This window comes from Massilia sp. Root335 (assembly GCF_001425685.1).
Lineage (GTDB): Bacteria > Pseudomonadota > Gammaproteobacteria > Burkholderiales > Burkholderiaceae_D > Telluria > Telluria luteola.
On record NZ_LMCY01000051.1, the window covers coordinates 42,721 to 65,272 of the forward strand.

At 66.2% G+C, this 22,552-nt stretch carries 22 protein-coding genes; 10 read left to right on the forward strand and 12 right to left on the reverse strand.

Annotated features, from left to right (window positions below; translation table 11 throughout):
* Positions 1–41: 41 nt before the first annotated feature.
* Genes ASC93_RS31800 through ASC93_RS26280 form a run of 4 tightly spaced genes read right to left on the reverse strand, consistent with a single transcriptional unit; the run spans position 42 to position 2,513 of the window.
* Positions 42–188, reverse strand: a complete 147-nt coding sequence (locus tag ASC93_RS31800; protein ID WP_200958406.1) for a hypothetical protein — start codon at positions 186–188, stop codon at positions 42–44.
* On the reverse strand, positions 185–1,165 hold the full coding sequence (locus ASC93_RS26270; protein ID WP_056449759.1) for a quinone oxidoreductase: 981 nt from the start codon (positions 1,163–1,165) through the stop codon (positions 185–187). The genes ASC93_RS31800 and ASC93_RS26270 overlap by 4 nt, the downstream gene beginning before the upstream one ends.
* Positions 1,166–1,184: 19 nt before the next feature.
* Positions 1,185–1,565 (reverse strand): methylglyoxal synthase, encoded by a 381-nt coding sequence (locus tag ASC93_RS26275; protein WP_056449761.1) that lies wholly within the window; start codon positions 1,563–1,565, stop codon positions 1,185–1,187.
* 21 nt (positions 1,566–1,586) lie between these two features.
* On the reverse strand, positions 1,587–2,513 hold the full coding sequence (locus tag ASC93_RS26280; protein ID WP_056449764.1) for a DMT family transporter: 927 nt from the start codon (positions 2,511–2,513) through the stop codon (positions 1,587–1,589).
* A 181-nt stretch (positions 2,514–2,694) separates the two neighbouring features.
* On the opposite strand from ASC93_RS26280, the gene ASC93_RS26285 reads away from it, so the two are divergent.
* The 3 genes from ASC93_RS26285 to purD all read left to right on the forward strand — a co-directional run bounded on the left by ASC93_RS26285 (position 2,695) and on the right by purD (position 5,634).
* On the forward strand, positions 2,695–3,474 hold the full coding sequence (locus tag ASC93_RS26285; protein ID WP_056449766.1) for a DUF2182 domain-containing protein: 780 nt from the start codon (positions 2,695–2,697) through the stop codon (positions 3,472–3,474).
* A gap of 103 nt (positions 3,475–3,577) precedes the next feature.
* Complete coding sequence (locus ASC93_RS26290) at positions 3,578–4,303, forward strand: YebC/PmpR family DNA-binding transcriptional regulator (RefSeq protein ID WP_056449768.1); 726 nt, start codon at positions 3,578–3,580, stop codon at positions 4,301–4,303.
* 59 nt (positions 4,304–4,362) lie between these two features.
* Complete coding sequence (purD, locus tag ASC93_RS26295) at positions 4,363–5,634, forward strand: phosphoribosylamine--glycine ligase (RefSeq protein WP_056449770.1); 1,272 nt, start codon at positions 4,363–4,365, stop codon at positions 5,632–5,634.
* 284 nt (positions 5,635–5,918) lie between these two features.
* On the opposite strand, the gene ASC93_RS26300 is transcribed toward purD, so the two are convergent.
* The 3 genes from ASC93_RS26300 to ASC93_RS26310 all read right to left on the reverse strand — a co-directional run bounded on the left by ASC93_RS26300 (position 5,919) and on the right by ASC93_RS26310 (position 9,363).
* On the reverse strand, positions 5,919–6,212 hold the full coding sequence (locus ASC93_RS26300; protein ID WP_056449772.1) for a GIY-YIG nuclease family protein: 294 nt from the start codon (positions 6,210–6,212) through the stop codon (positions 5,919–5,921).
* A 139-nt stretch (positions 6,213–6,351) separates the two neighbouring features.
* Positions 6,352–6,933 carry a hypothetical protein gene (locus ASC93_RS26305; protein ID WP_056449774.1) on the reverse strand — a complete coding sequence of 194 codons (582 nt, stop codon included), beginning with the start codon at positions 6,931–6,933 and terminating at the stop codon, positions 6,352–6,354.
* A gap of 63 nt (positions 6,934–6,996) precedes the next feature.
* Complete coding sequence (locus ASC93_RS26310) at positions 6,997–9,363, reverse strand: sialidase family protein (protein ID WP_056449776.1); 2,367 nt, start codon at positions 9,361–9,363, stop codon at positions 6,997–6,999.
* A 548-nt stretch (positions 9,364–9,911) separates the two neighbouring features.
* Here ASC93_RS26310 and hemF point away from each other — a divergent pair.
* From hemF to rng, 6 genes are all read left to right on the forward strand, one after another.
* Positions 9,912–10,823 carry an oxygen-dependent coproporphyrinogen oxidase gene (hemF, locus tag ASC93_RS26315; protein WP_056449778.1) on the forward strand — a complete coding sequence of 304 codons (912 nt, stop codon included), beginning with the start codon at positions 9,912–9,914 and terminating at the stop codon, positions 10,821–10,823.
* Positions 10,820–11,491 (forward strand): nicotinate-nucleotide adenylyltransferase, encoded by a 672-nt coding sequence (locus ASC93_RS26320; RefSeq protein WP_056449780.1) that lies wholly within the window; start codon positions 10,820–10,822, stop codon positions 11,489–11,491. Before hemF ends, ASC93_RS26320 begins: the two co-directional genes overlap by 4 nt.
* Positions 11,491–12,177, forward strand: a complete 687-nt coding sequence (gene rsfS, locus ASC93_RS26325; RefSeq protein ID WP_056449782.1) for a ribosome silencing factor — start codon at positions 11,491–11,493, stop codon at positions 12,175–12,177. Before ASC93_RS26320 ends, rsfS begins: the two co-directional genes overlap by 1 nt.
* A 6-nt stretch (positions 12,178–12,183) precedes the next feature.
* The gene (gene rlmH / locus ASC93_RS26330) at positions 12,184–12,654 is read left to right on the forward strand and encodes a 23S rRNA (pseudouridine(1915)-N(3))-methyltransferase RlmH (RefSeq protein WP_056449784.1); all 471 of its coding nucleotides are present in this window, start codon (positions 12,184–12,186) and stop codon (positions 12,652–12,654) included.
* A 4-nt stretch (positions 12,655–12,658) separates the two neighbouring features.
* Positions 12,659–13,279 (forward strand): nucleoside triphosphate pyrophosphatase, encoded by a 621-nt coding sequence (locus tag ASC93_RS26335; protein WP_056449786.1) that lies wholly within the window; start codon positions 12,659–12,661, stop codon positions 13,277–13,279.
* A gap of 117 nt (positions 13,280–13,396) precedes the next feature.
* Positions 13,397–14,878, forward strand: coding sequence for a ribonuclease G (gene rng / locus ASC93_RS26340; RefSeq protein WP_056449788.1), 1,482 nt, complete (start codon positions 13,397–13,399; stop codon positions 14,876–14,878).
* 16 nt (positions 14,879–14,894) lie between these two features.
* Here the strand turns inward: rng and ASC93_RS26345 are convergent, their stop codons facing one another.
* Positions 14,895–16,364, reverse strand: a complete 1,470-nt coding sequence (locus ASC93_RS26345) for a diguanylate cyclase (RefSeq protein WP_056449790.1) — start codon at positions 16,362–16,364, stop codon at positions 14,895–14,897.
* A 2-nt stretch (positions 16,365–16,366) separates the two neighbouring features.
* A complete protein-coding gene (locus tag ASC93_RS26350) occupies positions 16,367–18,460 on the reverse strand; it encodes an ATP-binding protein (protein ID WP_056449792.1) in 2,094 nt (697 codons plus the stop codon).
* A 566-nt stretch (positions 18,461–19,026) separates the two neighbouring features.
* On the opposite strand from ASC93_RS26350, the gene ASC93_RS26355 reads away from it, so the two are divergent.
* On the forward strand, positions 19,027–20,130 hold the full coding sequence (locus tag ASC93_RS26355; protein WP_056449794.1) for a glycosyltransferase family 9 protein: 1,104 nt from the start codon (positions 19,027–19,029) through the stop codon (positions 20,128–20,130).
* Between the two features lie 149 nt (positions 20,131–20,279).
* Here the strand turns inward: ASC93_RS26355 and ASC93_RS26360 are convergent, their stop codons facing one another.
* From ASC93_RS26360 to ASC93_RS26370, 3 genes are read right to left on the reverse strand one after another with little or no spacing between them, the layout of a single operon-like run.
* Positions 20,280–21,062 (reverse strand): substrate-binding domain-containing protein, encoded by a 783-nt coding sequence (locus ASC93_RS26360; RefSeq protein WP_229412883.1) that lies wholly within the window; start codon positions 21,060–21,062, stop codon positions 20,280–20,282.
* A gap of 51 nt (positions 21,063–21,113) precedes the next feature.
* Positions 21,114–21,845 (reverse strand): energy-coupling factor ABC transporter ATP-binding protein, encoded by a 732-nt coding sequence (locus tag ASC93_RS26365; protein ID WP_082548358.1) that lies wholly within the window; start codon positions 21,843–21,845, stop codon positions 21,114–21,116.
* A complete protein-coding gene (locus ASC93_RS26370; RefSeq protein ID WP_056449798.1) occupies positions 21,842–22,552 on the reverse strand; it encodes an ABC transporter permease in 711 nt (236 codons plus the stop codon). The genes ASC93_RS26365 and ASC93_RS26370 overlap by 4 nt, the downstream gene beginning before the upstream one ends.

The following is a 22,552-nucleotide window of genomic DNA, read 5'->3' on the forward strand; positions in this document are numbered from 1 at the left end:
TTCAGGCGTAGGGTGGGTGGACACCCCGTGTCCACCATCGTTCAACCGAGGTACGCTTCCGACAGGAACGTGATCCCCACGATCAGCAACACGGCCAGCATCAGCACCACCAGCAACCGCCCGAACCGCGGCGCCGTCGCCGGCTGCGGGTCGATCGGTGGTTCATTGTCGTCGCTAAATTCTCTCATGGCAGCAGGATCGTTTTGCCCGTCGTGCGGCGTCCTTCGAGGGCGACGTGGGCCCGGGCCGCGTCGGCGAGCGGGAAGCGCTGGTGGATCTCGATGCTCACCTGCCCGCTCGACACCATCTGGAACAGGTCGGCCGCCATCGACTCCCGCTGCGCCCGCGTGGCCGCATACGATTGCAGCGTGGGCCGCGTGATGTACAGCGAGCCGCGCGACGCCAGTTCGTTCAGCGCGAACGGCGGCACCGGCCCCGACGAATTGCCGAAGCTGACCATCAGCCCGCGCGGCCGCAGGCAGTCCAGCGAGCGCGTGAACATGTCCTTGCCGACGGAATCGTAGACGACCGGCACCCTGGCCCCATTCGTGATCTCAAGTACGCGCTGCACGACGTCCTCGGTGTTGTAATTGATGACGTGGGCGGCGCCATGCTGCTTTGCCAGCGCCGTTTTCTCGTTGGACCCCGCCGTGCCGATGAGGTTCACGCCCAGCGCGCGCGCCCATTGACACGCGATCAGTCCGACGCCGCCGGCCGCGGCATGGAACAGGACCGTCTCGCCCGCCTGCACGGCATAGGTCTGCTTGAGGAGGTATTGCACGGTCAGGCCCTGCAGCAGCATCGCGGCGCCCGTCTCGAACGAGATGTCGTCCGGCAGGTGCACGAGGACGTCGGCCGGCATCACGCGCAGCTGGCTGTAGGCGCCGTTCGGGCGCGCCGCATAGGCCACGCGGTCGCCCGGCCTGACGTGCGTGACGCCCTCGCCCACCGCCTCGACGACGCCGGCCGCTTCCTGGCCGAGGCCGCCAGGCAGGTCGAGCGGGTACAGGCCCGTGCGGAAATACGTGTCGATGAAGTTCACGCCGATCGCGTGGTTGCGCACGCGCGCCTCGCCCGGGCCGGGATCGCCGACTTCGACGTCGACGTACTCCAGTACCTCGGGCCCGCCCGTGCGTGCGAAGCGGATCGCTTTTGCCGTCGTCATGGCCGGTCTCCCGTCGATATCAGTTCGGCGTCGCCTGCAGCTGCGACAGCACGAGGTGGGCGCTCGCGACATTGGTCGCGCACGGGATGTTGTGCACGTCGCAGGCGCGCACGAGCGCGTTGATGTCCGGCTCGTGCGGCTGCGGGGTCATCGGGTCGCGCAGGAAGATCACGCAGTCGATCTCGCCGTTCACCAGGTGGGCGCCGATCTGCAGGTCGCCGCCGACCGGACCGGAATGCATGCGCGTCACGTCCAGGCCCAGTTCATTGATCAGGCGTCCGCCCGTGGTGCCGGTCGCCGACAGCGTGCAGCCGCGCAGGAAGTCGACGTACTCGGCGGCGAGCGCGATCATGTCGTCTTTTTTCTTGTCGTGGGCGATCAGGGCGATGCGAGGTTTCATGTTCCGTTCCGTTTCGGTTTGTCAGGATTGTTTTTTCAGCGACAGCAGATAGATCCCGGCCAGCACCAGGCCCGTTCCGGCCAGTTGCACGGTCGTGATCGCCTCCCCCAGCATGGCCCAGCCCAGGAACAGCGTCGACACGGGGCCGATCATGCCGGCCTGGGATGCCGTCGTCGCGCCGATGCGCTGGACCGCGGCCATCGTCATGAAGACAGGGAAGATGGTACAGAATATCCCATTCACGAGCGAGAGCCCGTAAACCGGCAGCGGCTGCACGAGCAGGCTCGCGGGGCGCAGCACGAAGAACTGGGCGATGCAGGCCACGCTCGAGACGCACATCGCGTATGCCACCAGGCGCAGCGAGCCGATGCGGCGCACCATCTCGCCGGTGCCCAGCAGATAGGTCGCGTAGCAGACCGCCGAGCCCAGCACGAACAGCGATCCCGTCACGGTATTGCCCGCGCCGCCTTGCAGGTCGTGCGCGAACACGAGCACGATGCCGCAGTACGACAGGCCGAGCGCGACCCATTGCGCACGGGCGATGCGGCGCTTGAGGCCCAGCGCCGTGATCAGGAGGACGAAGGTCGGCGTGAGGAACAGGATCAGGCGCTCCAGGCCCACCGAGATGTATTGCAGGCCGAGGAAATCAAGGTAGCTCGACAGGTAGTAGCCGACCAGCCCCAGCCCGACGAGACGCCAGCGGTCGCGCACGGCGAGCGGCGGCTCGGTCCGCATCTTCCACACGGCGACGGCCGCGAACACCGGAAACGAGAACAGCATCCTGAACGCGATCAATGTAACGGCATCGATGTGGTAGCGGTACAGCAGTTTGGCGACGATCGCCTTCGTGGAAAACAGGACGGCGCCGCCGATGGCGATCGCCAGGCCGCCCAGCACGGCCGGGCGTGGGTGCGACGCAACGGAAATGTCAACAGCAGATTTACTCATCCGACGATTGTACGGGGAATCCGCATCGTCGGCTGAGGACGCCTCCGAACCCGGCCGGTGGGGCACGGTCCAACTGCCATCATCGCTCAACCGCCGACCGGAGGATGTCCATGGCACACCATTGCACCCATCCACCCTGCCTTGTCCGCGCGACCGCGCAACCGGCCGGAGCCGGCAAGCGATGAGCCGCGCCAGCGGCGTCGGCCGCCCCGGTGCCGACCGCACCGTCGTCCTCGCCCTGCTGGCGCTGCTCGCGGCGCTGTGCTGGGCCTGTCTGCTGTTCCTGATCTTCCGGGCCGGCCGCCTGTCGCCGCCGGGTGCGGGCACCGGCGGCCACATCCTGGCCACCCCGTACCACACGGCCGACCTCGCGCGCCTGCTGGCGTTATGGATCGTCGTCATCGCCGCGATGATGCTGCCGGCCGCGGCGCCGTCCGTGCTGCTGTACGCACGCGTCAAGCGGCTCGTGCGCGAGCGCTGGGTCTATCCCTCCACCTTCCTGTTCATGCTGGGCTACCTGTTCGCCTGGACCTGTTGCGCCCTCGCCGCCACGTTGGCCGACTGGCAGCTGCACGACGCCGGCGCGCTCGACGAGACGATGGGCATCGCGCACCCGACCGTCGGCGCCCTGGCCCTCGTCGCGGCCGGCGTCTACCAGTGGACGCCCGCCAAGCACGTCTGCCTGGACAACTGCCGCGCGCCGCTGGCGTTCGTCCTCACGCACTGGCGCCGCGGCACGTGGGGCGCGTTCCGCATGGGGGTCACGGATGCCCGCTACTGCACGGGCTGCTGCTGGCTGCTGCTGGCGCTCGTGCTGCCGGCCGGCGTGCTGAACCTGCCCGTGATCGCCGGCCTGATCGCGCTGATCCTCGCCGAAAAACTGCTGCCCGGCGGCCACGTGGTGGCGTGCGCGACGGGGCTCGGGCTGGTCGGGCTGGGCACCGCATTGTTGTTTCCCTGACAGTTTTTAGACGGGGTGCCTATGCTAAAATGTCGAGGATTATCATACCCGGGGCCTCGATCATTGCAATCCAGCGAGGTCCTCTGCCTAAGGAAGACTCGACATGGCTGGACACAGCAAATGGGCCAACATCAAGCATAAGAAAGCCGCGACGGATGCGAAGCGCGGCAAGATCTGGACCCGACTGATCAAGGAAATCACCGTTGCCGCCCGCATGGGTGGCGGCGACGTTACGACCAATCCGCGCCTGCGCCTCGCCGTCGAGAAGGCGGCCGACGCGAACATGCCGAAGGATAACGTCAACCGCGCCGTGCAGCGCGGCTCGGGCGGCCTGGAAGGCGTCAACTACGAAGAAATCCGCTACGAGGGCTATGGCATCGGCGGCGCCGCCATCATCGTCGACTGCATGACCGACAACCGCGTGCGCACCGTGGCCGAAGTCCGCCACGCGTTCAGCAAGTTCGGCGGCAATATGGGCACCGAGGGTTCCGTCTCGTTCATGTTCAAGCACGTGGGCCAGTTCCTGTTCGCCCCCGGCGTCGAGGAAGACAAGCTGATGGAAGCCGCGCTGGAAGCGGGCGCCGACGACGTGATCCCGGACGACGAAGGCGGCTTCGAAGTGCTGTGCGATCCGAACGGCTTTGCCGGCGTCAAGGAAGCGCTGGAAGCAGCCGGCTTCAAGGCCGATTCCGCCGAAGTCATCATGAAACCGGACACCGAGACGGTGTTCACCGGCGAAGACGCGCTCAAGATGCAGAAGCTGCTCGACGCCCTGGAAAACCTGGACGACGTGCAGGAAGTCTATACGAACGCGGTCATTGAAGAATAAGCCTCATTCATAAGCCTCATTCAAGTACAAGCACAGGCATCGCCTGGCGAAAGCAATCCATGAAAATCCTGGTAGTCGGCTCTGGCGGCCGTGAACATGCCCTGGCCTGGAAACTGGCCCAATCCGAACGTGTCCAGATGGTCTATGTCGCACCGGGCAACGGCGGCACCGCGCGCGATGCGCGCCTGGTCAACATCGACATCACCGATCCGGCCGCGCTGGCCGACTTCGTCGTCGCGGAAAACGTCAACCTGACGCTCGTCGGGCCGGAACAGCCGCTGGCGGCCGGCATCGTCAACCTGTTCCGCGCGCGCGGCCTGAAAGTCTTCGGCCCGACCCGCGAAGCGGCCCAGCTGGAAAGCTCGAAGGACTTCGCCAAGGCCTTCATGCACCGCCACGGCATCCCGACGGCGCAGTACCAGACCTTCACCGACGTCCAGCAGGCCCACGCCTACATCGACGCCCAGGGCGCGCCCATCGTCATCAAGGCCGACGGCCTGGCCGCCGGCAAGGGCGTCGTCGTCGCCATGACCCTCGACGAAGCGCACCAGGCTGCCGACGACATGTTGTCGGGCAACCGCTTCGGCGACGCCGGCGCGCGCATCGTGATCGAGGAGTTCCTGGCCGGCGAAGAGGCGAGCTTCATCGTCATGTGCGACGGCAAGAACGTCGTCGCCCTGGCCACGTCGCAAGACCACAAGCGCCTCAAGGACCACGACCAGGGTCCGAACACGGGCGGCATGGGCGCGTACTCCCCGGCGCCCGTCGTCACGCCGTCGATCCACGCGCGCGTGATGCGCGAGATCATCAACCCGACCATCCAGGGCATGGCCAAGGACGGCATCCCGTACAGCGGCTTCCTGTACGCGGGCCTGATGATCGATGCGGCCGGCGTTCCCAAGGTCATCGAATTCAACTGCCGCATGGGCGATCCGGAAACGCAGCCCATCATGACGCGCCTGAAGAGCGACTTCGTGACGGTGCTGGAACATGCCTGCAACAGCACGCTGGACAAGGTCGAACTGGAGTGGGACCGCCGCACCGCGGTGGGCGTCGTGATGGCGGCGGCCGGCTATCCGGACGCTCCGGCCAAGGGCGACATCATCGACGGCATCCCCGCGGAAACGCCGGAATGCGTCACCTTCCACGCCGGCACGCAACTGGTCGGCGGCACGCTGCAGACGTCGGGCGGCCGCGTGCTGTGCGTCGTCGGCCTGGGCGACAGCGTCAAGATGGCGCAGAAGCAGGCCTACGAGACGGTCGAGAAGATCCACTTCAACGGCGCACAGTACCGGCGCGACATCGGCTGGCGCGGGATCAAGCAGGCGTAAGCGCTGCTTTTGGTTGCTTCGAAGCGGGATACGGCGAGAGCGGTGTCCCGCTTTCTCTTTGGCCGCTTCGGGTACGACTTCGGTAAGGAAATTGGGTCCCTGCCTGCGCAGGGACGACGGTTTTTAGGCCAACACAACAAGCACGTCGTCCCCGCGCAAGCGGAACCCCGAGTTCAAACGTCGTCCCCGCGCAGGCGGGACCCAAGTTCAAGCGTCGTCCCCGCGCAGGCGGGGACCCAAGTTCAAACGTCGTCCCCGCGCAGGCGGGGACCCAAGTTACGCACCTACCGACAAATTTCATCGTAGAGATCACGCCAATCGGCGTTCATACTCTGGATGAGATTAACCTTCCAGTCCCGCCGCCATTTCTTGATCCGCTTTTCACGTGTGATGGCCTGCGTGATGTCGGCATGCACCTCGTACCAGACGAGGCGTTTCGTACCGGCGTCTTTTGTGAACCCGCTTACGAATCCTTCGCGATGTTGCCAGACACGTTTGATCAGATCGGAGGTAACGCCGACGTATAACGTACCGTATGGCTTGCTAGCCAGGATGTAGACGTAGCTCGACTTGTCCATATTCGAGTCCTCGGTTCCGAAAATGGCATGGTCGGGCCGAGGACTCGATAGGCTGCTGAGAAGTCGCAAGAAGATCGACTTCGGAAGCCAGGCTTGGGTTCCCGCCTTCGCGGGAACGACGGTTTATGACGGCAACGATTCAACCGCGACGACGGCGCGCCAGCCCGCCGGCCGCCAGGCCGCCCAGCATCAGCGCCAGCGTGCCCGGCAGCGGTACCGCGCTGGCGGCCGCTTCGACGTCGACGTTGTCGATCTGGTTGAAGGCGCCGGAGCTCAGGCGCAGTGCCGTGATGCCGGTCAGCGCCGTGGTCCACGTGCCAGCGTCCTGGATCGAGCCGACCCAGGTGCCGTCGGCCGACACGTCGCTCGCGTCCGTGTAGTAATCGAAGCCTTTCAGGTCGAACTTGCCGCCGCCCACGCGGCTCAGGGTCACGAACGAGCCCGCGCCGTTTTCCATGCCGTCGTGCCAGTTATAGGTCTGCGGCTCGTACGTGCCGTCGCCGATGTGCGCCGCGCCGGCGTCCGCATTGGGCGCGTTCAGGGTCACCTGGAAGCCCGATTCCACATAGGTCAGATTCAGGCCGCTATAGGTCATGCTGTCGGCCAGCGCGAAGCCGTCGCCGTACATCATCTCGGTCAGGCCGTCGAAGTTCAGGACGGTCGCGCTGGCGCTGCCTGCCGCCACCAGGGCGACGGCGGCGAGGATGGTTTTGAATTTCATGTCAATCTCCGAAAATAATCTTGATCGATGCAGCCGGCGCCCGTGCAGGCGCCGGCATGGCCATCAATAGCTGAACACGACACCGCGGCCAGCGCCGGCGGCGTACACGCGTCCGGGCACCGTCTGGTCGGCCGCCAGGTTGCTGATGCCGGCGTACTGGTGCTTGTCGTCGTTGATCCGGCGCCAGGTCGCGGCACCATTGTCGGAGCGGTACACACCCCACACGTTATTGATCACACCGACGATGTAGATGGAGGACGAGTACGTCGCGCCGGCGGGCGCCTTGCCGAGTGCGATGGAAGTCGCACCGTACACTTCCGGATACATCCACGTCGGATTGGCACCCCAGTCCGGCGCCGTGGCGTTTACCTTGGTCCAGGTCACGCCCGAGTCCGTCGAGTGCAGGACGCTGAAGCCGTCAGCCAGCCAGACATCGCCTTCCGCGTTCGGATTGACCGCGACCGACGTGTGGCCGAAGTCCGCCACCAGCGCGCCCGCGCTCACGAACGTCGTGCTCTCGCTGAACGTGTGGCCGCCGTCCGTCGAATACCAGAAGTGGGCCGTGTCCGACCACTGGTTCCACCAGGCGCCGCCCGAGTTGTAGGCATAGACCTTGTTCGGGTTCTTGCGGTCGGCGACGATCCGGTAGGCGCGGTTGACGCCCACGGAAGGCAGCGCCGGCAGGTTCGTGTACGTCCAGGTCGCGCCGTTGTCGGTCGTGTAGGCCGGCACTGCTCCCGACGGTGCCCAGATGATGTTGCCCGGCTTGGTGACGGCGATCGTTTCCTCGTTGCTCTGGTTCGCCATCGCATCCGGATGCTTGCTGGCGAACGCCGTCCAGGTCACGCCGGAGTCGGTCGAGTACGCGCCGCGGGGGTTGTTCTGGACCCAGCCGCCACTGCCGACTGCCGCGATATAGGCTGGATTCGACCAGGCCATGTCGGTGGCGTGGCCGTTGCCGAACCAGCCGACCGGGCCACGCGTCGGTTTCTTCAGGAGCTCGGTCTGCACGTGCGTGCCGATGTCGCCGGAGCTTCTCAGCAGCGCGTAGCTGGCGCCCTTGGGGGGCGTCGTCAAGCTGATCGTCGCGGTTTCCTCGAGGCCGGTCACGTCCAGGTTCCAGTTGGGCGTGGCTGCCGACGCGCTCTTCGTGTCCCAGATCCCGCCGCCGAACACGTGCAGGATGTGGTCGGGGTTGCTCGGATCGATCTCGACGTCGTCGACCCAGCCCGAGAAGTCCACGTCGGACGGCGTATGCGGGGTCATCGACGCGATCTCGCGCCACGTCTGGCCGGCGTCGTCGGACACCTGCACGACCGGCTGGCCCTGCCAGTTGCCCCAGGAGTTCGAAACGCCCAGTGCAATGCGCGTCGTCGGGCCGGAACCGGACACGGACAGACCGCCCATGCCGAAGTTCACCCATTGCTCCGTATCGTAGCTCTTCAGCAGTGTCCAGTTGGTGCCGTCGAACTTGTACAACCTGCACGGACCGCCGGCGCCCGGGCCCATTTCCTTGGTGAACGCGACGTAGACAATGCCGTCCTTGGCGCGGACCATGTGCGGGATGTAGAAGCCGGTCACCGGGGTCGTCACGCCCGCCCAGGTCGCGCCGCCGTCGGTGGACTTGTACAGGTTGTAATTCAGGCCGGCCGCATTGGCGTAATCCGGCCCCACGGACGTGTAGATGGTCTGCGTGGCCGTGCCCGTGCCCGTGGTCGACGTGTCGAACAGCACACCCTCGATGCCGCCCAAGGTGCGTCCTGGCAAGCTGCCGATCTGGTCGCCGGGGTACTGGAACGACGTCAGGGACGTCACCTGGTTCCAGGTCTGGCCGTAATCCGTGCTCTTCCACAGGCCGGACGTGCGCGAACCGTAGTACAGGACCGACGGTTTGTTCGGATCGACCATCAGCCGCTCGCCGATGGCACGGCCCGGATCGTTGGAACCGGCGCGGAACGGCAAATCAACATGCGTCCAGTTGTCGCCGCGGTCCGTGGAAATGTACAGGCGGGCATTGGTGCCGGACCAATCGTACATGCCCGTGACCAGGTAGACGCGCTTGTCGTCGTTCGGGTCCAGGGCGACGCTTTCGGCGCCGTTGAAGAATTCTTCGCGGATGCCGAAGCCGTCCGTGATGGAGGTCCAGGACGAGGTCGCCGCATCCCAGCGATAGGTGCCGCCCATGTCGGTACGCGCATACAGGACGTTCGGGCTGGTCGGGTGGAAGATCAGGCCTGTCACGTAGCCGCTGCCGCCGTACTTGACGCTCTGCCACCGGTTACCCGTCGTCGCGACATCGGCGCCGCCGCCGGACGCGCTGCCGACCATGGCGGCAAGGGAGGGCGACTGCGACGACGGGCTGCTGCCGCCGCCGCACGCTGCCACCAACCCGGCCAGGGCGCAGGCAAGCGCAAGGGATTGCTTCTTCATGCTTGGACTCCAAGAAAATTGATGAATCGTGGTTGCCGGTAAGGCGGACGAGCCGCCGGATCGACGCGCCCCGGCCGGCCCGGCGCGCGTTTGTTGCAATGCACCAACTCACCGGCACGGCCGAACTCGGCCTGCCCGTACGCTGGTGCGTTTAATCGGAAGGAAGAAAAATGGCGGCATACCCGCCATGGCGCGGGCGCGCTACGGTCGTGGCCGAGGGGTGGATGTTTGCTTCAAGGCGGTCTCCGGTTTTATCGTATGTCTTCTTTCCAGCGCGCGTCGACGACGGCCACGCTGGATATGAAATCGTTTTCTTGAGACCTAGAGTATTGACAAAAGGTATGCATTTCTTGCACTTCCGGCTATAAAAGCTTGAAATGTGCAGAAAGTTGAAGAGATTGAGGCAGAATTTATAGTGACGCCCAGGGCCGTCGCCGGGCAATGTGGTAGAGGTTTCCGAGAAGAAACTAACACTGCCGGCAGTTGCTGCCACGATCCCCCGCATCAGTGTACAATCCCCCGTTCATTTTTTTCTCACCCATTCCCACATGTCCACCCCGAATCCCGCCGCCGTCAAGGCCTGGCTGCTCGACCTGCAGGCGCGCATCGTGCAAGCGCTGGAAGGCGTCGACGGCAAGCCCTTCTTGCGCGATACGTGGGAACGGCCCGAAGGCGGCGGCGGCATCTCGCGCCTCATCGAGGAAGGCAATGTGATCGAACGGGGCGGCGTGAATTTCTCGCACGTGCGCGGCACGAGCCTGCCGCCGTCGGCGATGGCCGCGCGGCCGGAACTCGCGGGCCGCGCGTGGGAAGCGATGGGCGTGTCGCTCGTGATCCATCCGCGCAATCCGTATGCACCCACCGTGCATATGAACGTGCGGTTTTTCGAAGCGACGGCCGAAGGCAAGGACCCCGTCTGGTGGTTCGGCGGCGGCATGGATCTCACGCCCTGTTACGGCTTTGAGGCCGATGCGCGCCACTTCCACCAGGTCTGCCACGACGCGCTGGCGCCGTTCGGCGACGACCTGCATCCGCGCTTCAAGCGCTGGTGCGACGACTATTTCTACGTGAAGCACCGCAAGGAAGCGCGCGGCGTCGGCGGCGTCTTCTTCGACGATTTCAACGAACTCGGATTCGACACGTCGTACGCCATGGTGCAGGGCGTCGGCAACGGCTTCCTCGACGCCTACCTGCCGATCCTGCAGCGCCGCAAGGACCAGCCCTACGGCGAACGCGAACGCGATTTCCAGGCCTACCGGCGCGGGCGCTACGTCGAATTCAACCTCGTCTGGGACCGCGGCACGCTGTTCGGCCTGCAGTCGGGCGGGCGCACGGAGGCGATCCTGATGTCGATGCCGCCGATCGTCAAATGGCGCTACGACTGGCATCCCGAACCGGGCAGCCCGGAAGCGCAACTGTATTCGGACTTCCTTCCCCACCGGGACTGGCTGGCTTCGTGACGACGTGTGCGAATTCCTGTGTAGCACTGCTGGGAGGTAGTTTCGATCCGCCGCATCACGGCCACGTCGCGCTGGCCGAACTGTTCGCGCGCCTGCTCCGTCCGGACGAGCTGCGCGTGCTGCCGGCCGGCCAGCCGTGGCAAAAAAAGACCGGCCTGGAAGCGGGCGACGCCGAGCGCGTGGCGATGCTCGAACTGGCGTTCGCGGGCAGCAGCGCGCCGGTGACGATCGATACCCGCGAAATCGCCCGCCACGGAGCGACGTACACGGTCGAAACGCTGCGCGAAGTGCGCGCGGAACTGGGTCCAAGCGTCTCCATCGTGTTCGTGATGGGCGCGGACCAGCTGCAAAAACTGGACACCTGGCGCGACTGGCAGGACCTGTTCGCGCTGGCGAATTTTGGCGTCGCCGCCCGCCCCGGCTACGGGCTCGACGATGCCGCGCTGCCGCCCGCCGTGGCGGCGGAACTGGCGCACCGGCGCGCGTCGTTCAACGATGTGCGCGCGAGCCCGGCGGGCAAAGTCTGCCTGGCGCACACGCTGGCCGTCGACATCTCGGCCACCCAGGTGCGCGCTGCGCTGCACGCGCAACCCCGTACTGACATAAGCGCGCTGGTTGCGCCGCAAGTGCTAGACTATATTCAACAACATAACTTATACAAAAGCTAATGGATATCAAGAAACTGCAAACGCTCGTCGTCGACGCCCTCGAAGACGTCAAGGGCCAGGAAATCGTCCTGTTCGACACGACGCACCTGACCAGCCTGTTCGACCGCATCGCGGTCGTGTCGGGCACGTCGAATCGCCAGACCAAGGCGCTGGCCGCCTCGGTGCGCGACAAGGTCAAGGACGCAGGCGGCGACGTGATCGGCATGGAAGGCGAAGACACGGGCGAATGGGTCCTCGTCGACCTGGGCGACATGATCGTGCACATCATGCAGCCGGCCATCCGCCAGTACTACCGCCTGGAAGAAATCTGGGGCGACAAGCCGGTGAAGCTGGGCGCCGCCAAGCGCAAGTCGACGACGGAAGGCCTGGACGCGGCCGCGCCGAAAGCGAAGTCGAAGCACCTCGCCGCCAACCAGGAACAGGAAGACGCGAAACCGGTGCGCGAGCGCAAGCCGGCGGCCAAGAAATCGGCCGACGCCAAGCCGGCCGCCAAGAAACCGGCCGCCAAGAAGATCCCGACCGGCGCCACCGTGAAGGTTGCCGTGTCCAAGACCGCCGCCGCGGACGCGAAGGCCGCCAAGGCCGCCAAGGCTGCCGCCGCACCGAAGCGCGCCACCAAGGCCGCGGCCGAGGGCGCCGCACCGGCCAAGAAAGTCATCCGCCGCATCAAAAAAGCTGACGAATAAGCTGCGATGCAGTTGATCATCGCCGCCGTCGGCCACAAGATGCCGGCCTGGATCGAGACCGGCTTCGCGGAATACGTCAAACGCATGCCGCCCGAGCTGCGCATCGTGCTCAAGGAAATCAAGCCGGTGGAACGTTCCGGCAGCAAGACGGCGGCCACCGCGATGGCGCTCGAGCGCGAGCGCATCGAGGCCGTGCTGCCCAAGGGTGCGCGCATTGTCGCCCTCGACGAACGCGGCAAGGATCTCACCAGTGTCGGCCTGTCGCAGCAACTGGAGGCCTGGCAGCAGGACGGGCGCGATTGCGTCTTCCTGATCGGCGGGGCCGACGGCCTCGATCCGGAACTCAAGGCGCGGGCCGATGGCCTGATCCGCATCTCCAGCATGACACTGCCGCACGGTATCGTGCGCGTGATGCTCGCGGAACAGTTATATCGTGCCTGGACGATTACCCAGAACCATCCCTACCATCGAGTGTGACCCGATGAAACCGCTCGACAAGAAAATCTACCTCGCCTCGAAGAGCCCGCGCCGGCGCGAACTGCTGCGCCAGGTCGGCATCGACTTCGACATCCTCAGCCTCCGCTCCGACCCGGCCCGCGGCATCGACGTCAGCGAAGACACGTTCGCGGACGAGCCCGCGCTCGACTACGTGGCGCGGGTGGCGCGCGAAAAAGGCGCGTTCGCGTGGAACGTGCTGCACCTGCGCCGCATGCCGCTGCGCCCCGTGCTGTCGGCCGACACGACCGTCACCATCGACGGCGAGATCCTCGGCAAGCCGGCCAGCCACAAGGAAGCCGTCGCCATGCTCGAACGCCTGTCGGGCCGCACGCACCAGGTGCTGACGTCCGTCGCGCTGCACTACACGGACGTGTTCGAGCAGGTGACGCAGGTGTCGGACGTGCGTTTCGCGAAGCTCACCCCGGCCGCGATCCAGGCGTACTGCGCCACGCCCGAGCCCTACGACAAGGCCGGCGGCTACGGCATCCAGGGCCTCGCCGCCCTGTTCATCGAGCATATCGAGGGCAGCCATTCCGGCATCATGGGGTTGCCGGTGTTCGAGACGGCGCAGTTATTGCAGAAAGCGGGCGTCTGCATTTTGTAGGGTGGGCGGCCCTCCGCCCACGCGCGACATATGCGGCTCATTGGCGTAACGCGTGGGCACGGAGTGCCCACCCTGCGTGTATGATGTGATCCTGGACAACAATTAAAACCTGGTCACATGACTGAAGACATCCTGATCAATATCAACCCGCAAGAAACACGGGTCGCGCTGGTGGTACAGGGTGCCGTTCAGGAGCTGCACATCGAGCGCACGCTCACCCGTGGCCTGGCGGGCAATGTCTATCTCGGCAAGGTCGTGCGCGTGCTGCCGGGGATGCAGTCGGCCTTCATCGACATCGGCCTGGAACGCGCCGCGTTCCTGCACGTGGCCGACATCTGGGAAGCCAAGCCGCACGACGGCAGCAATGCCGCCAGCAGCAGCAACAGCGCGCCGACCCCCATCGAAAAGATCCTGTTCGACGGCCAGGTGCTGACCGTGCAGGTGATCAAGGACCCGATCGGCACCAAGGGCGCGCGCCTGTCCACGCAGATCTCGATCGCCGGCCGCATGCTCGTCTATCTCCCGCAGGACAAGCACATCGGCATCTCGCAGAAGATCGAGAAGGAATCCGAGCGCGAAGCCCTGCGCGCGCGCCTCGCGGGCCTGCTGCCGCCGGACGAGAACGGCGGCTACATCGTGCGCACGCAGGCCGAGGATGCGTCCGACGCCGACCTCGCCGCCGACATCGACTACCTGCGCAAGACGTGGGGCGCGATCACGAAAGGCGCGCGCACGCGTCCCGCGACGAGCCTCTTGTACCAGGACCTGAGCCTGGCCCAGCGCGTGCTGCGCGACTTCGTCCACGACGAGACGGCCGCGATCCTTGTCGACTCGCGCGAGAACTACCTGAAACTCGTCGAATTCGCCCAGGTGTACACGCCAAGCGTCTTGTCGCGCCTGCAGCACTACACGGGCGAGCGCCCGCTGTTCGACCTGTACGGCGTCGAGGAAGAGATCCTGCGCGCGCTGGGCCGGCGCGTCGACCTCAAGTCGGGCGGCTACCTGATCGTCGACCAGACCGAGGCCATGACGACGATCGACGTCAACACGGGCGGCTTCGTCGGCGGGCGCAATTTCGCCGACACGATCTTCAAGACGAACCTGGAAGCGGCGCATGCCATCGCGCGCCAGCTGCGGCTGCGCAACCTGGGCGGCATCATCATCCTCGACTTCATCGACATGGAGAACAACGAGCACCGCAACGCCGTGCTGGCGGAGCTCAAGAAAACGCTGTCGCGCGACCGCACCAAGGTGTCCGTGAGCGGGTTCTCGGCACTGGGCCTGGTCGAGATGACGCGCAAGCGCACGCGCGAATCGCTGGCCCACATCCTGTGCGAGCCCTGCCCCGCCTGCGCCGGCAAGGGGCAGGTAAAAACGAGCCGGACGATCTGCTACGAAATCCTGCGCGAACTGCTGCGCGAGGCCAAGCAGTTCAACCCGCGCGAGTTCCGCATCGTCGCCTCGCAGGAAGTGGTCGACATGTTCCTCGAGGAGGAATCGCAGCACCTGGCCATGCTCGGCGACTTCATCGGCAAGAAGATCTCGCTGCAGGTCGAGCGGGGCTATCATCAGGAGCAGTACGACGTCATCCTGATGTAAGAGAACAAGCTTTCAATCAATGACTTAAATCCAGCCAGGGGCACTCGCCCGCCGCGTGCAGCCGTCCGCGGCCGCCGCGCTTGGCCTCGTACAGGGCGCGGTCGGCTGCTGCCAGCAGCTCGTCGTAGACCCGCTCGAAGTACTGGCGCGGCGGCGCGGACGCGCTGCGCAAGGTTTCCGGCACTGGCAGCAGGGTCGCCATGCCGACGCTGCCGCGCACCGGCAGGCTTCGGCCCTGCCACTCGATGCCCGTGTCCTGCAGCAGGTCGAGCAGGCGTGCGGCGACTTGGGCTGCACCAATCTCGCCCGTATTCGGCAGGACGACGATGAACTCGTCACCGCCGTAGCGGCCCGCCATGTCGCCTTCGCGCACGATGGCGCGCAGCAGGCGGCCCATGGCGACCAGCGCCTGGTCGCCGGCCAGGTGGCCGCTGTCGTCGTTGATGCGCTTCAGGCCGTCCATATCCACCATCAGGAGCGTCAGCGGGCCGCCGTGGCGGCAAGCCTTGCGGATCTCGACGATCGTCCACTGTTCCACGAAGCGGCGCAAGTGCACGCCCGTGAGCGGGTCGACGGTGGCCATTTTGAACAATTGCGCGTTGCGGATTGCCACCGCGGCCTGGTTGGCGAACACGGACACCAGTTCCAGGTCCTGGTTGTCGACGATCGGCTTGTCGAGGTAGATCACGCCGATCGCCTGATCGGCCACGCACAGGGGCACGACGGTGGCGTCGGTGCCGACCTGTGGGCGGCGGCTTCGCGTGGCTTGGTCCAGCGCCCGCGCCAGGAGGCCATCGAGCTCCTGCTCGTTCAACCCGCCGGCCCCCGCGTAACGGCCGGTCGCCGCGTACACGGTGGGACCGGCATCGTCCTCGAACACGGCGAGGAAGCAGGACGGCGCGACGCCGGGATCGTCGGTGTGGTGCTCCCGGCTGGCGACGCATGAATTAGCGACGCCGAACAGGCCGGTGACCTGGAAGATGATGTCCTGCAGCAGGTTTTCCAGCGGCTGCAGCCGGTGCAGCCCGGGCGTCGCGTCGAGGATGTAGCGCAGGCCCACGCGGCTCTTGTGCAGCAGCCGGGCCGAATGGGCCGCTTTCAGTCCCACGTCCACCCACATCAGCAGCTTGTCGGGCCCCTCGCTCTTATCGTGGTAGCCCTGGATGTCGAGGCGCCTGAGGAGCGCGCGCGGCGGCTGCTCGGACGCGTAGCCGGTCTGCAGGATCACTTGCAGCATCGGGTTCGTCTTGCGCAGTTCGCCCACCACTTCCTCGCCGGTCATGCCGTGCATGTAGAAATCGAGCAGCAGCAGGTCGACGTGGACGCTGGCCAGCAACGCCAAGGCCTCCTCGCCGTCGCGGGCGGTCAGCACACGGTGGCCTTCACGTTCGAGCAGCTTGCGGATGGCGTCGAGGTAGGTCTGGTCGTCATCGGTGAGGAGGATGACCCAATCGGTGCGGGTGGCGTGGCGGGTTTTGCGGACCATGGTCACGGATCCTTTCCGGGATGGGGGAAATGCAGGGTGATGCGGGTACCGACGCCGAGCGTGCTGGCGACGTCGATACTGCCGCCGAATTGCGCGACGACGATGTCGTGCACGATCGCCAGGCCCAGACCCGTGCCCTGGCCGAACGGCTTCGTGGTAAACATCGGCTCGAAGATGCGGCGCAGGTCGGCCGGCGCGATGCCGGCGCCGTCGTCCAGTACGGCGAGTTCGATGCCGGCCCTTGACTCGGCCGCGCGGACGATGATCGACTGGGCGCCTGCGTCAACGGCGTTGGTCAGCAGGTTGGTGACCATCTGGCCCAGCCCGGCGGGCGTGCCCGTCACCTCCAGCGAGGGGACGGGCGCATCCAGGCGCACGGTGCAGCGTTGGCGCTTGAACTGGTGGTCGAGCAGCAGGATGCTTTCTTCGAGCGCCGGCACGACGGCGAAACGCACACGCTCCTCGTTGCCCTGGTCGCGCGTGTGGTGCTTGATGCTACGGACGAACGCAGCGGCGCGCTGGGCCGAAAGCGTGGCCTGGGTGGCGCACTGGCGCATCTCGGCGACGATCTGGCGATGGTCTTCCTCCGTGACTTCGGCGTCGCCCGCCGACTCCGCGTATTCGGTGACGAGCGCGTCCAGCTCTCCCAGTGCGGCCCGGATGGTCGCCAGCGGTGTGTTCATCTCGTGTGCGATGCCGGCGGTCAGGCGGCCAAGGGCCGCCATCTTCTCGGCGATCAGGAGTTTGTCCTGGTTTTCCTTGAGCGCCTGGTGCGCCGCTTCCAGTTCCTGCTGGCGCCGCGCCAGCGCCTGCTCGGCCAGTTCGCGCTCGGTCACGTCGAGCGCGATGCCGATCATGTGCGACGGCTGGCCGTTCGGGTCGAGCAGCGGGATCTTGCGGGTCAGGACGTAGCGCATGTCGCCGCCGGCGCGCCGGACGGCGGTCACGGGCTGGTCGACGATCGTGCCGGACGCCAGCGTCTCGTGGTCGCTCAGCGTGTCCAGGTCGGCCGCCTCGGGCGGATCGACGTCGTGGACGGTGCGGCCCAGGATCCGTTCGCGCGGTATGCCCAGCCAGCGCGCGCGCTCGCGGTTCACGAATTCGAAGCGCAGGCCCGGCAAGCGCTTCACGAACAGCATGGCCGGCATGTTTTCGACCACGGCGTCGAGGAAGGCGGCCGCCTGGCGGGCCGCGCGCGCCTGGTTGACGGTTTCTTCCAGCGTGGCGACCAGCCAGGTGGCGTGCGCGATCTGGAAAGCGTCGACATTGCCGGCGTCGACCATCCCGGCGTGGAGGAGCATCCTGCCGCCGGGGGCGGCGTCCAGCGTGGCCAGCAGCGCGTCGAGCCAGACGCCCGGATCGAAAAACAATGACAGGGCGAGCCGGCCCTCGCGCAGGGCGCGCAGGCTGTCCGGCGCGGCACCGAAACCGGCCACTGCCAGCCTGGGCGCCCGTGGTCCCGCAGCCGCCAGGGCGTCCAGCACGCCCAGCGCCAGTACGTCCTCCACTGCCAGCACCACGTCGCCGTCGCCCAGCCGGCCTTCCGCGAGCAGCGCGGCCGCCTGCGCCTGGGCGTGCACGCGCATGGCGTCCGGCGCGCTGCTGGTGCAGGGGACGGCGATCGTCAAGTGCGTGACCTCGGGTGCGCGGGCGCGCAGCGCGGCGGCATCCACGCGCGCGTGCGGCGTTTCGCCCAGCAGCAGGGCGCGCACGGGGCGTCCCCTGGCCAGCAGCGAGGTCGCGCGGGCCAGTCCCTCCCCGTGGTCGGCCCGGACCTGCGCGTGGACCACCCGGGGCGGCACCCCGGCCAGGTCACCCAGCAGCAGCACCCGTGCGCCTGCCGCGTGCAGGCGTTCGACATGGGGCACCAGGGCGGGCAGGTCGCGTTCCAGCGGACGCAGTACGAGCACGTCGCCGGCGCCCAGCTCCAGCGCGGCCAGCACGTCGCACTGGTGGGTGGTCGAGCGGACTGGCACGTCCTCGAGCCGGAACCCCGCCTCCGTCACGCGTACGCGCGCCTGGACACGGAAGCGGGTCCAGTAGAACGACAGGTCAAGGTCCGGCAGGCACAGGACGAAACGCGTTACGGCTGGCATCGAGACAGATGTTTGGAGACGGTGGAGACCCTTGAGCCATTTTACGCACGAACAAAATTATCTGTGAGAAAAAGCAAGATCGTTGTGGTTTTCATGCGCCCGGACGCGGGAGGCGTCGCGGCCCGGTACGCGTTCATGAAGACGGTGCGGCTCGAATGATGGGACGTCGATGTACCGATAACGATAAAATCGATTACTCCTGATTTCGACGGCATTAAATGCTGCTGGATAATTGAAAAATGTTACGACGTCATCCTGATGTGGCACCTCGATGTTAATTTAATACGCCAGTTTCGCCGCTTGCCCAGCAGGGACTTGTCATCGTGTTCAATAGCTGTTGCTCACATAGGACAATGCGTCTAAATATATAACCGGGGGCAACGCAGTGTCCCAGTTTGGACTACAATTCGAGACAATTTGTTGAAGATTTCGAGAGTTGGCGGTCGTGCGCATCCCTACCACGCTTCGGGTACGCAGCCAGCCGACCGGTTAGCGCTGCTGATCGCAGACCCTGATACACCGCTGGCGGCGTCGGACAATAACTGGCAGGCGACCCGTAAGAGACAATGAACGTACCCCTCATTCCTTCCGATCTGCTGAAGAAATCGGACAAGATCCTGTTCATCGCCCACCTGGCGTTGGGCGATTACACGTATTTGCAGAACTGCTTCCAGGCATTCGCGCGCGCCTACCCGCACCTGAAAATGCACCTGTGGGTGGACGAGGTCCGGCGCACGAGCGACGCCTCGCAGTGGCCGCACCTCAAGAAGAACGTCCTGTACGACTGGCTCGACGCCTGCGACTTCATCGAGAAGGTCTACAACCAGAACTACTCGCCCGAGCTGTTCCGGGCCTCCATCCGCGACGCGCAGCAGGAGCACTACCCGATCGTCGTCTCGCTGGGCACCTTGCGTCCCCATTTCTATGCCGACCTCGCGCGCGAGATCAGCCCGGACGGTTTCGTGTTCGGCCTCAAGAAGCCGCTCGGCCTCCTGGGCATGCATCACTGGTTCAGCTTCCGCAAGCTGGACGCCAGCCTCGATCCGGACGTGGCCGACCGCACGAGCGCCCCGCACATCAGCGACGTGCATGCCGAATGGTTCCGCCAGCTGGCCGCCGTCGACATCCCGCCGGCCGAGCGCATTCCGTTCGTGCACATCCCCGACCAGTTCGTCGAGGGCGCCAAGGTGCGCCTGCACGAATGGGGCTTCGACGGCCGCCGGGGCAAGCTCGTGTTCATCAACCCGTTCGCCAAGACGCGCAAGCGCTGCTGGCCCGTCGAGCGCGTGGCCGAGCTGATCGAGACGATGCGCGCGCAGCCGGAATGGCGCGACGCCTGCTTCATCGTCAACGCGGTGCCGCAGGAAGTCGACAACGTGAAAGCCATGCTGGTGCGCCGCCAGCTGGACCGCACGGAGCTGTTCAGCGCCAACGAAAACTTCTTCCAGCTGCCGGCGATGCTGGCGCAGTGCGACCTGATCGTGTCGGTGGAAACGGCCGTCATGCACCTGGCGAACGCCGTCGGCGTGCCGGTGGTCGCGCTGATGCGCCAGAAGACGCCGGAATGGGCGCCGGTGGACAAGGCCAACAGCACCGTCGTCACGGCGGATCAGCGGCGCGACTGGGTCAAGGCGATTCCGGTGGATGCGGTGATGCACGCGCTGGCGTAGCGTCAAGCTGGTTGAGTCAACGGGGGCCGCGGTTGCGGCCCTTTGCTTTTTGCGGCTCGACGAACTTGGACCCCTGCCTTCGCAGGGGCGACGTGCAAACGGTGCCGGTAACGCAAGCACGTCGTCCCCGCGCAGGCGGGGACCCAAGTTCACTTCGCCGACGGGAAAAACAACTGCTCCCCTTCCGGCTTGAACGACGCGATTTTCGCCTGCCCCTCCGGCGACGTGATCCACTCGATCAACGCCGTCGCGCCCTTGTAATTGATGCCCTTGTGCTTCGCCGGATTGACGGCGATGATCCCGTACGGATTGAACATCCGCTTGTCGCCCTCGACGAGGATGGCCAGGCCGGTCTTGGCCTTGTACGCGCCATACGTCGCGCGGTCCGTCAGCGTGTAGGCTTTCAACTCAGCCGCCATGTTCAGCACCTCGCCCATGCCCAGGCCGGCCGACACGTAGTTGGCGCCCACCGGCCTGGTGCCGGCCTGCCGCCAGTAGGCCTTCTCCATCACGTCCGTGCCGGAATTGTCGCCGCGCGAAATGAACTTCACGTTCGCGGCCGCGATCTTCCTGAACGCGGCGATCACGTCATGGCTGCCCCTCACGCCGGCCGGATCGGCGGTCGGCCCCGCGACGATGAAGTCGTTGTACATCACGTCGTGGCGGTCGATGCCCCACCCCTCCGCCACGAATTTGTCTTCCAGCTTGCGGGCGTGGACGAGCGTGACGTCGACGTCGCCGTTCTTGCCCAGCTCCAGCGCCTTGCCGGTGCCGACCGAGATCACGTTGACCTTCATGCCCGTCTTCGCTTCGAAGGCCGGCAGCAGATAGCCCAGCAGGCCCGAGTTCTCGGTGCTCGTGGTGGTGGACAGGCGCAGGACGTGGTCGGACTGCGCGTGCGCGCACGGCGCGACGGTCAGGCAGGCGGTCATGCAGGCGATGAGGCCCAGGATGGAACGGCGTGGCATGGAGTCTCCTTCGTATCAACGGTATTCGAGGTGCCCGTCGCGCAGCTTCAGCCGCTGCACGCCGTGCAGGTTGATCAGGTCGCGGTCGTGGCAGGCGATGACGATGCTGCTGCCGGCTTCGACCATCGTCGGGATCAGGGCGATCACCTGTTCGCGCGCGGCGCCGTCCAGGTTCGATGTCGGCTCGTCCAGCAGCAGCAGGCGCGGTTGCAGCACCTTCGCACGGGCCAGCGCCACGCGCTGTTTTTCGCCGCCCGACAGCTTGGTCGGGTCGGTATCGCGCAGGTGCGCCACGCCGGCCCAGGCCATCGCCTCGTCGACGACGGGCCGCACGGCGGCGGCAGGTTCGCCGCGCAGGACGAGGCCGTAGCCGATGTTGGCGGCGACGCTCGTCGAAAACAGGATCGGATGCTGGTGCACGTAGACGATGGCCCGACGCAGCGCGCGCGGGTACGGGTGCACGCGCAGCACGTCCTCGCCGGCGAAGCGCAGGCTGTCGATCTCGGCCCGTTCCAGGCCGCCCAGCACGCGCAGCAGCGTGCTCTTGCCGGCGCCGTTCATCCCCGTCAGCACGTAGGCGCTGTGCGTCGCGATCTCGAGCACGTCGATGTCGAACAGCAGCCGGTCGCCGTGGCGCTTGCGCAGGCCGCGCACACCCAGCAGGGCCTTGCGGCGCTCGTCGCGCTGCGGCGCGTTGGCGTTCTCGTGGACGGCCGCCGCGATCTGCGCGTGGATGCCGATGCTCATGCGCGCTCCCGCACCGTGTGGGCGTCGCCCTGCAGCAGCATCAGCGCGCCGTTCATCAGCAGCGCGATCGAGACCAGCACGATGCCGAGCGCGATCCCCTGCGCGAACTCGCCCTTGCTCGTCTCCAGCGCGATCGCGGTCGTGATCGTGCGCGTCTCGCCTTCGATGTTCCCGCCCACCATCAGCGCGCACCCGACTTCCGAAATCACCCGGCCGAAGCCGGACAGCACGGCCGCCATCACGCCGAAGCGCGCCTCGTGCAGCACGCGCACCATCACCTGCAGCGGCGAGGCGCCCAGCGCGATCGCCGTCTCGGCGTAGCGCGGATCGAGTCCCTGCACGGCGGCCAGCGTGAACGCGAGCAGCACGGGCAGCGCGACGACGCACTGGCCGAACACGATGCCGGGCTGCGAGAACAGCCATTGCAGGCCGCCCAGCGGCCCGTGGCGCGACAGCAGCAGGTACAGCACGAGGCCGATCAGGACGGTCGGCAGCGACAGCGCCGCCTGCGCCAGCCAGATGACGATGCGCCGTCCGGTAAAGCGCCGCATCGCGACGACGTAGCCGATCAGGATGGCCGGCGGCGCGGCCAGCAGCAGGCCGACGAGGCTCGTCTTGAGCGACACCCAGACGATGCGCCACAGGTCCGCGTCGCCCGTGAACAGCAGCGCAAAGGCGCGCAGGACGGCATCCTCGATGTCGTTCAT

Excerpts from the sequence above, each read along its gene's own strand:
- ASC93_RS31800 (WP_200958406.1), bottom strand. The coding sequence starts at position 188 with ATGAGAGAATTTAGCGACGACAATGAACCACCGATCGACCCGCAGCCG.
- ASC93_RS26360 (WP_229412883.1), bottom strand. The coding sequence starts at position 21,062 with ATGACCGCCTGCCTGACCGTCGCGCCGTGCGCGCACGCGCAGTCCGAC.
- ASC93_RS26280 (WP_056449764.1), bottom strand. The coding sequence starts at position 2,513 with ATGAGTAAATCTGCTGTTGACATTTCCGTTGCGTCGCACCCACGCCCG.
- ASC93_RS26350 (WP_056449792.1), bottom strand. The coding sequence starts at position 18,460 with ATGCCAGCCGTAACGCGTTTCGTCCTGTGCCTGCCGGACCTTGACCTG.
- ASC93_RS26310 (WP_056449776.1), bottom strand. The coding sequence starts at position 9,363 with ATGAAGAAGCAATCCCTTGCGCTTGCCTGCGCCCTGGCCGGGTTGGTG.
- ASC93_RS26300 (WP_056449772.1), bottom strand. The coding sequence starts at position 6,212 with ATGGACAAGTCGAGCTACGTCTACATCCTGGCTAGCAAGCCATACGGT.
- rlmH (WP_056449784.1), top strand. The coding sequence starts at position 12,184 with ATGCAGTTGATCATCGCCGCCGTCGGCCACAAGATGCCGGCCTGGATC.
- ASC93_RS26270 (WP_056449759.1), bottom strand. The coding sequence starts at position 1,165 with ATGACGACGGCAAAAGCGATCCGCTTCGCACGCACGGGCGGGCCCGAG.
- hemF (WP_056449778.1), top strand. The coding sequence starts at position 9,912 with ATGTCCACCCCGAATCCCGCCGCCGTCAAGGCCTGGCTGCTCGACCTG.
- ASC93_RS26305 (WP_056449774.1), bottom strand. The coding sequence starts at position 6,933 with ATGAAATTCAAAACCATCCTCGCCGCCGTCGCCCTGGTGGCGGCAGGC.
- rng (WP_056449788.1), top strand. The coding sequence starts at position 13,397 with ATGACTGAAGACATCCTGATCAATATCAACCCGCAAGAAACACGGGTC.
- ASC93_RS26355 (WP_056449794.1), top strand. The coding sequence starts at position 19,027 with ATGAACGTACCCCTCATTCCTTCCGATCTGCTGAAGAAATCGGACAAG.
- rsfS (WP_056449782.1), top strand. The coding sequence starts at position 11,491 with ATGGATATCAAGAAACTGCAAACGCTCGTCGTCGACGCCCTCGAAGAC.
- purD (WP_056449770.1), top strand. The coding sequence starts at position 4,363 with ATGAAAATCCTGGTAGTCGGCTCTGGCGGCCGTGAACATGCCCTGGCC.
- ASC93_RS26370 (WP_056449798.1), bottom strand. The coding sequence starts at position 22,552 with ATGAACGACATCGAGGATGCCGTCCTGCGCGCCTTTGCGCTGCTGTTC.
- ASC93_RS26285 (WP_056449766.1), top strand. The coding sequence starts at position 2,695 with ATGAGCCGCGCCAGCGGCGTCGGCCGCCCCGGTGCCGACCGCACCGTC.
- ASC93_RS26365 (WP_082548358.1), bottom strand. The coding sequence starts at position 21,845 with ATGAGCATCGGCATCCACGCGCAGATCGCGGCGGCCGTCCACGAGAAC.
- ASC93_RS26275 (WP_056449761.1), bottom strand. The coding sequence starts at position 1,565 with ATGAAACCTCGCATCGCCCTGATCGCCCACGACAAGAAAAAAGACGAC.
- ASC93_RS26290 (WP_056449768.1), top strand. The coding sequence starts at position 3,578 with ATGGCTGGACACAGCAAATGGGCCAACATCAAGCATAAGAAAGCCGCG.
- ASC93_RS26345 (WP_056449790.1), bottom strand. The coding sequence starts at position 16,364 with ATGGTCCGCAAAACCCGCCACGCCACCCGCACCGATTGGGTCATCCTC.
- ASC93_RS26335 (WP_056449786.1), top strand. The coding sequence starts at position 12,659 with ATGAAACCGCTCGACAAGAAAATCTACCTCGCCTCGAAGAGCCCGCGC.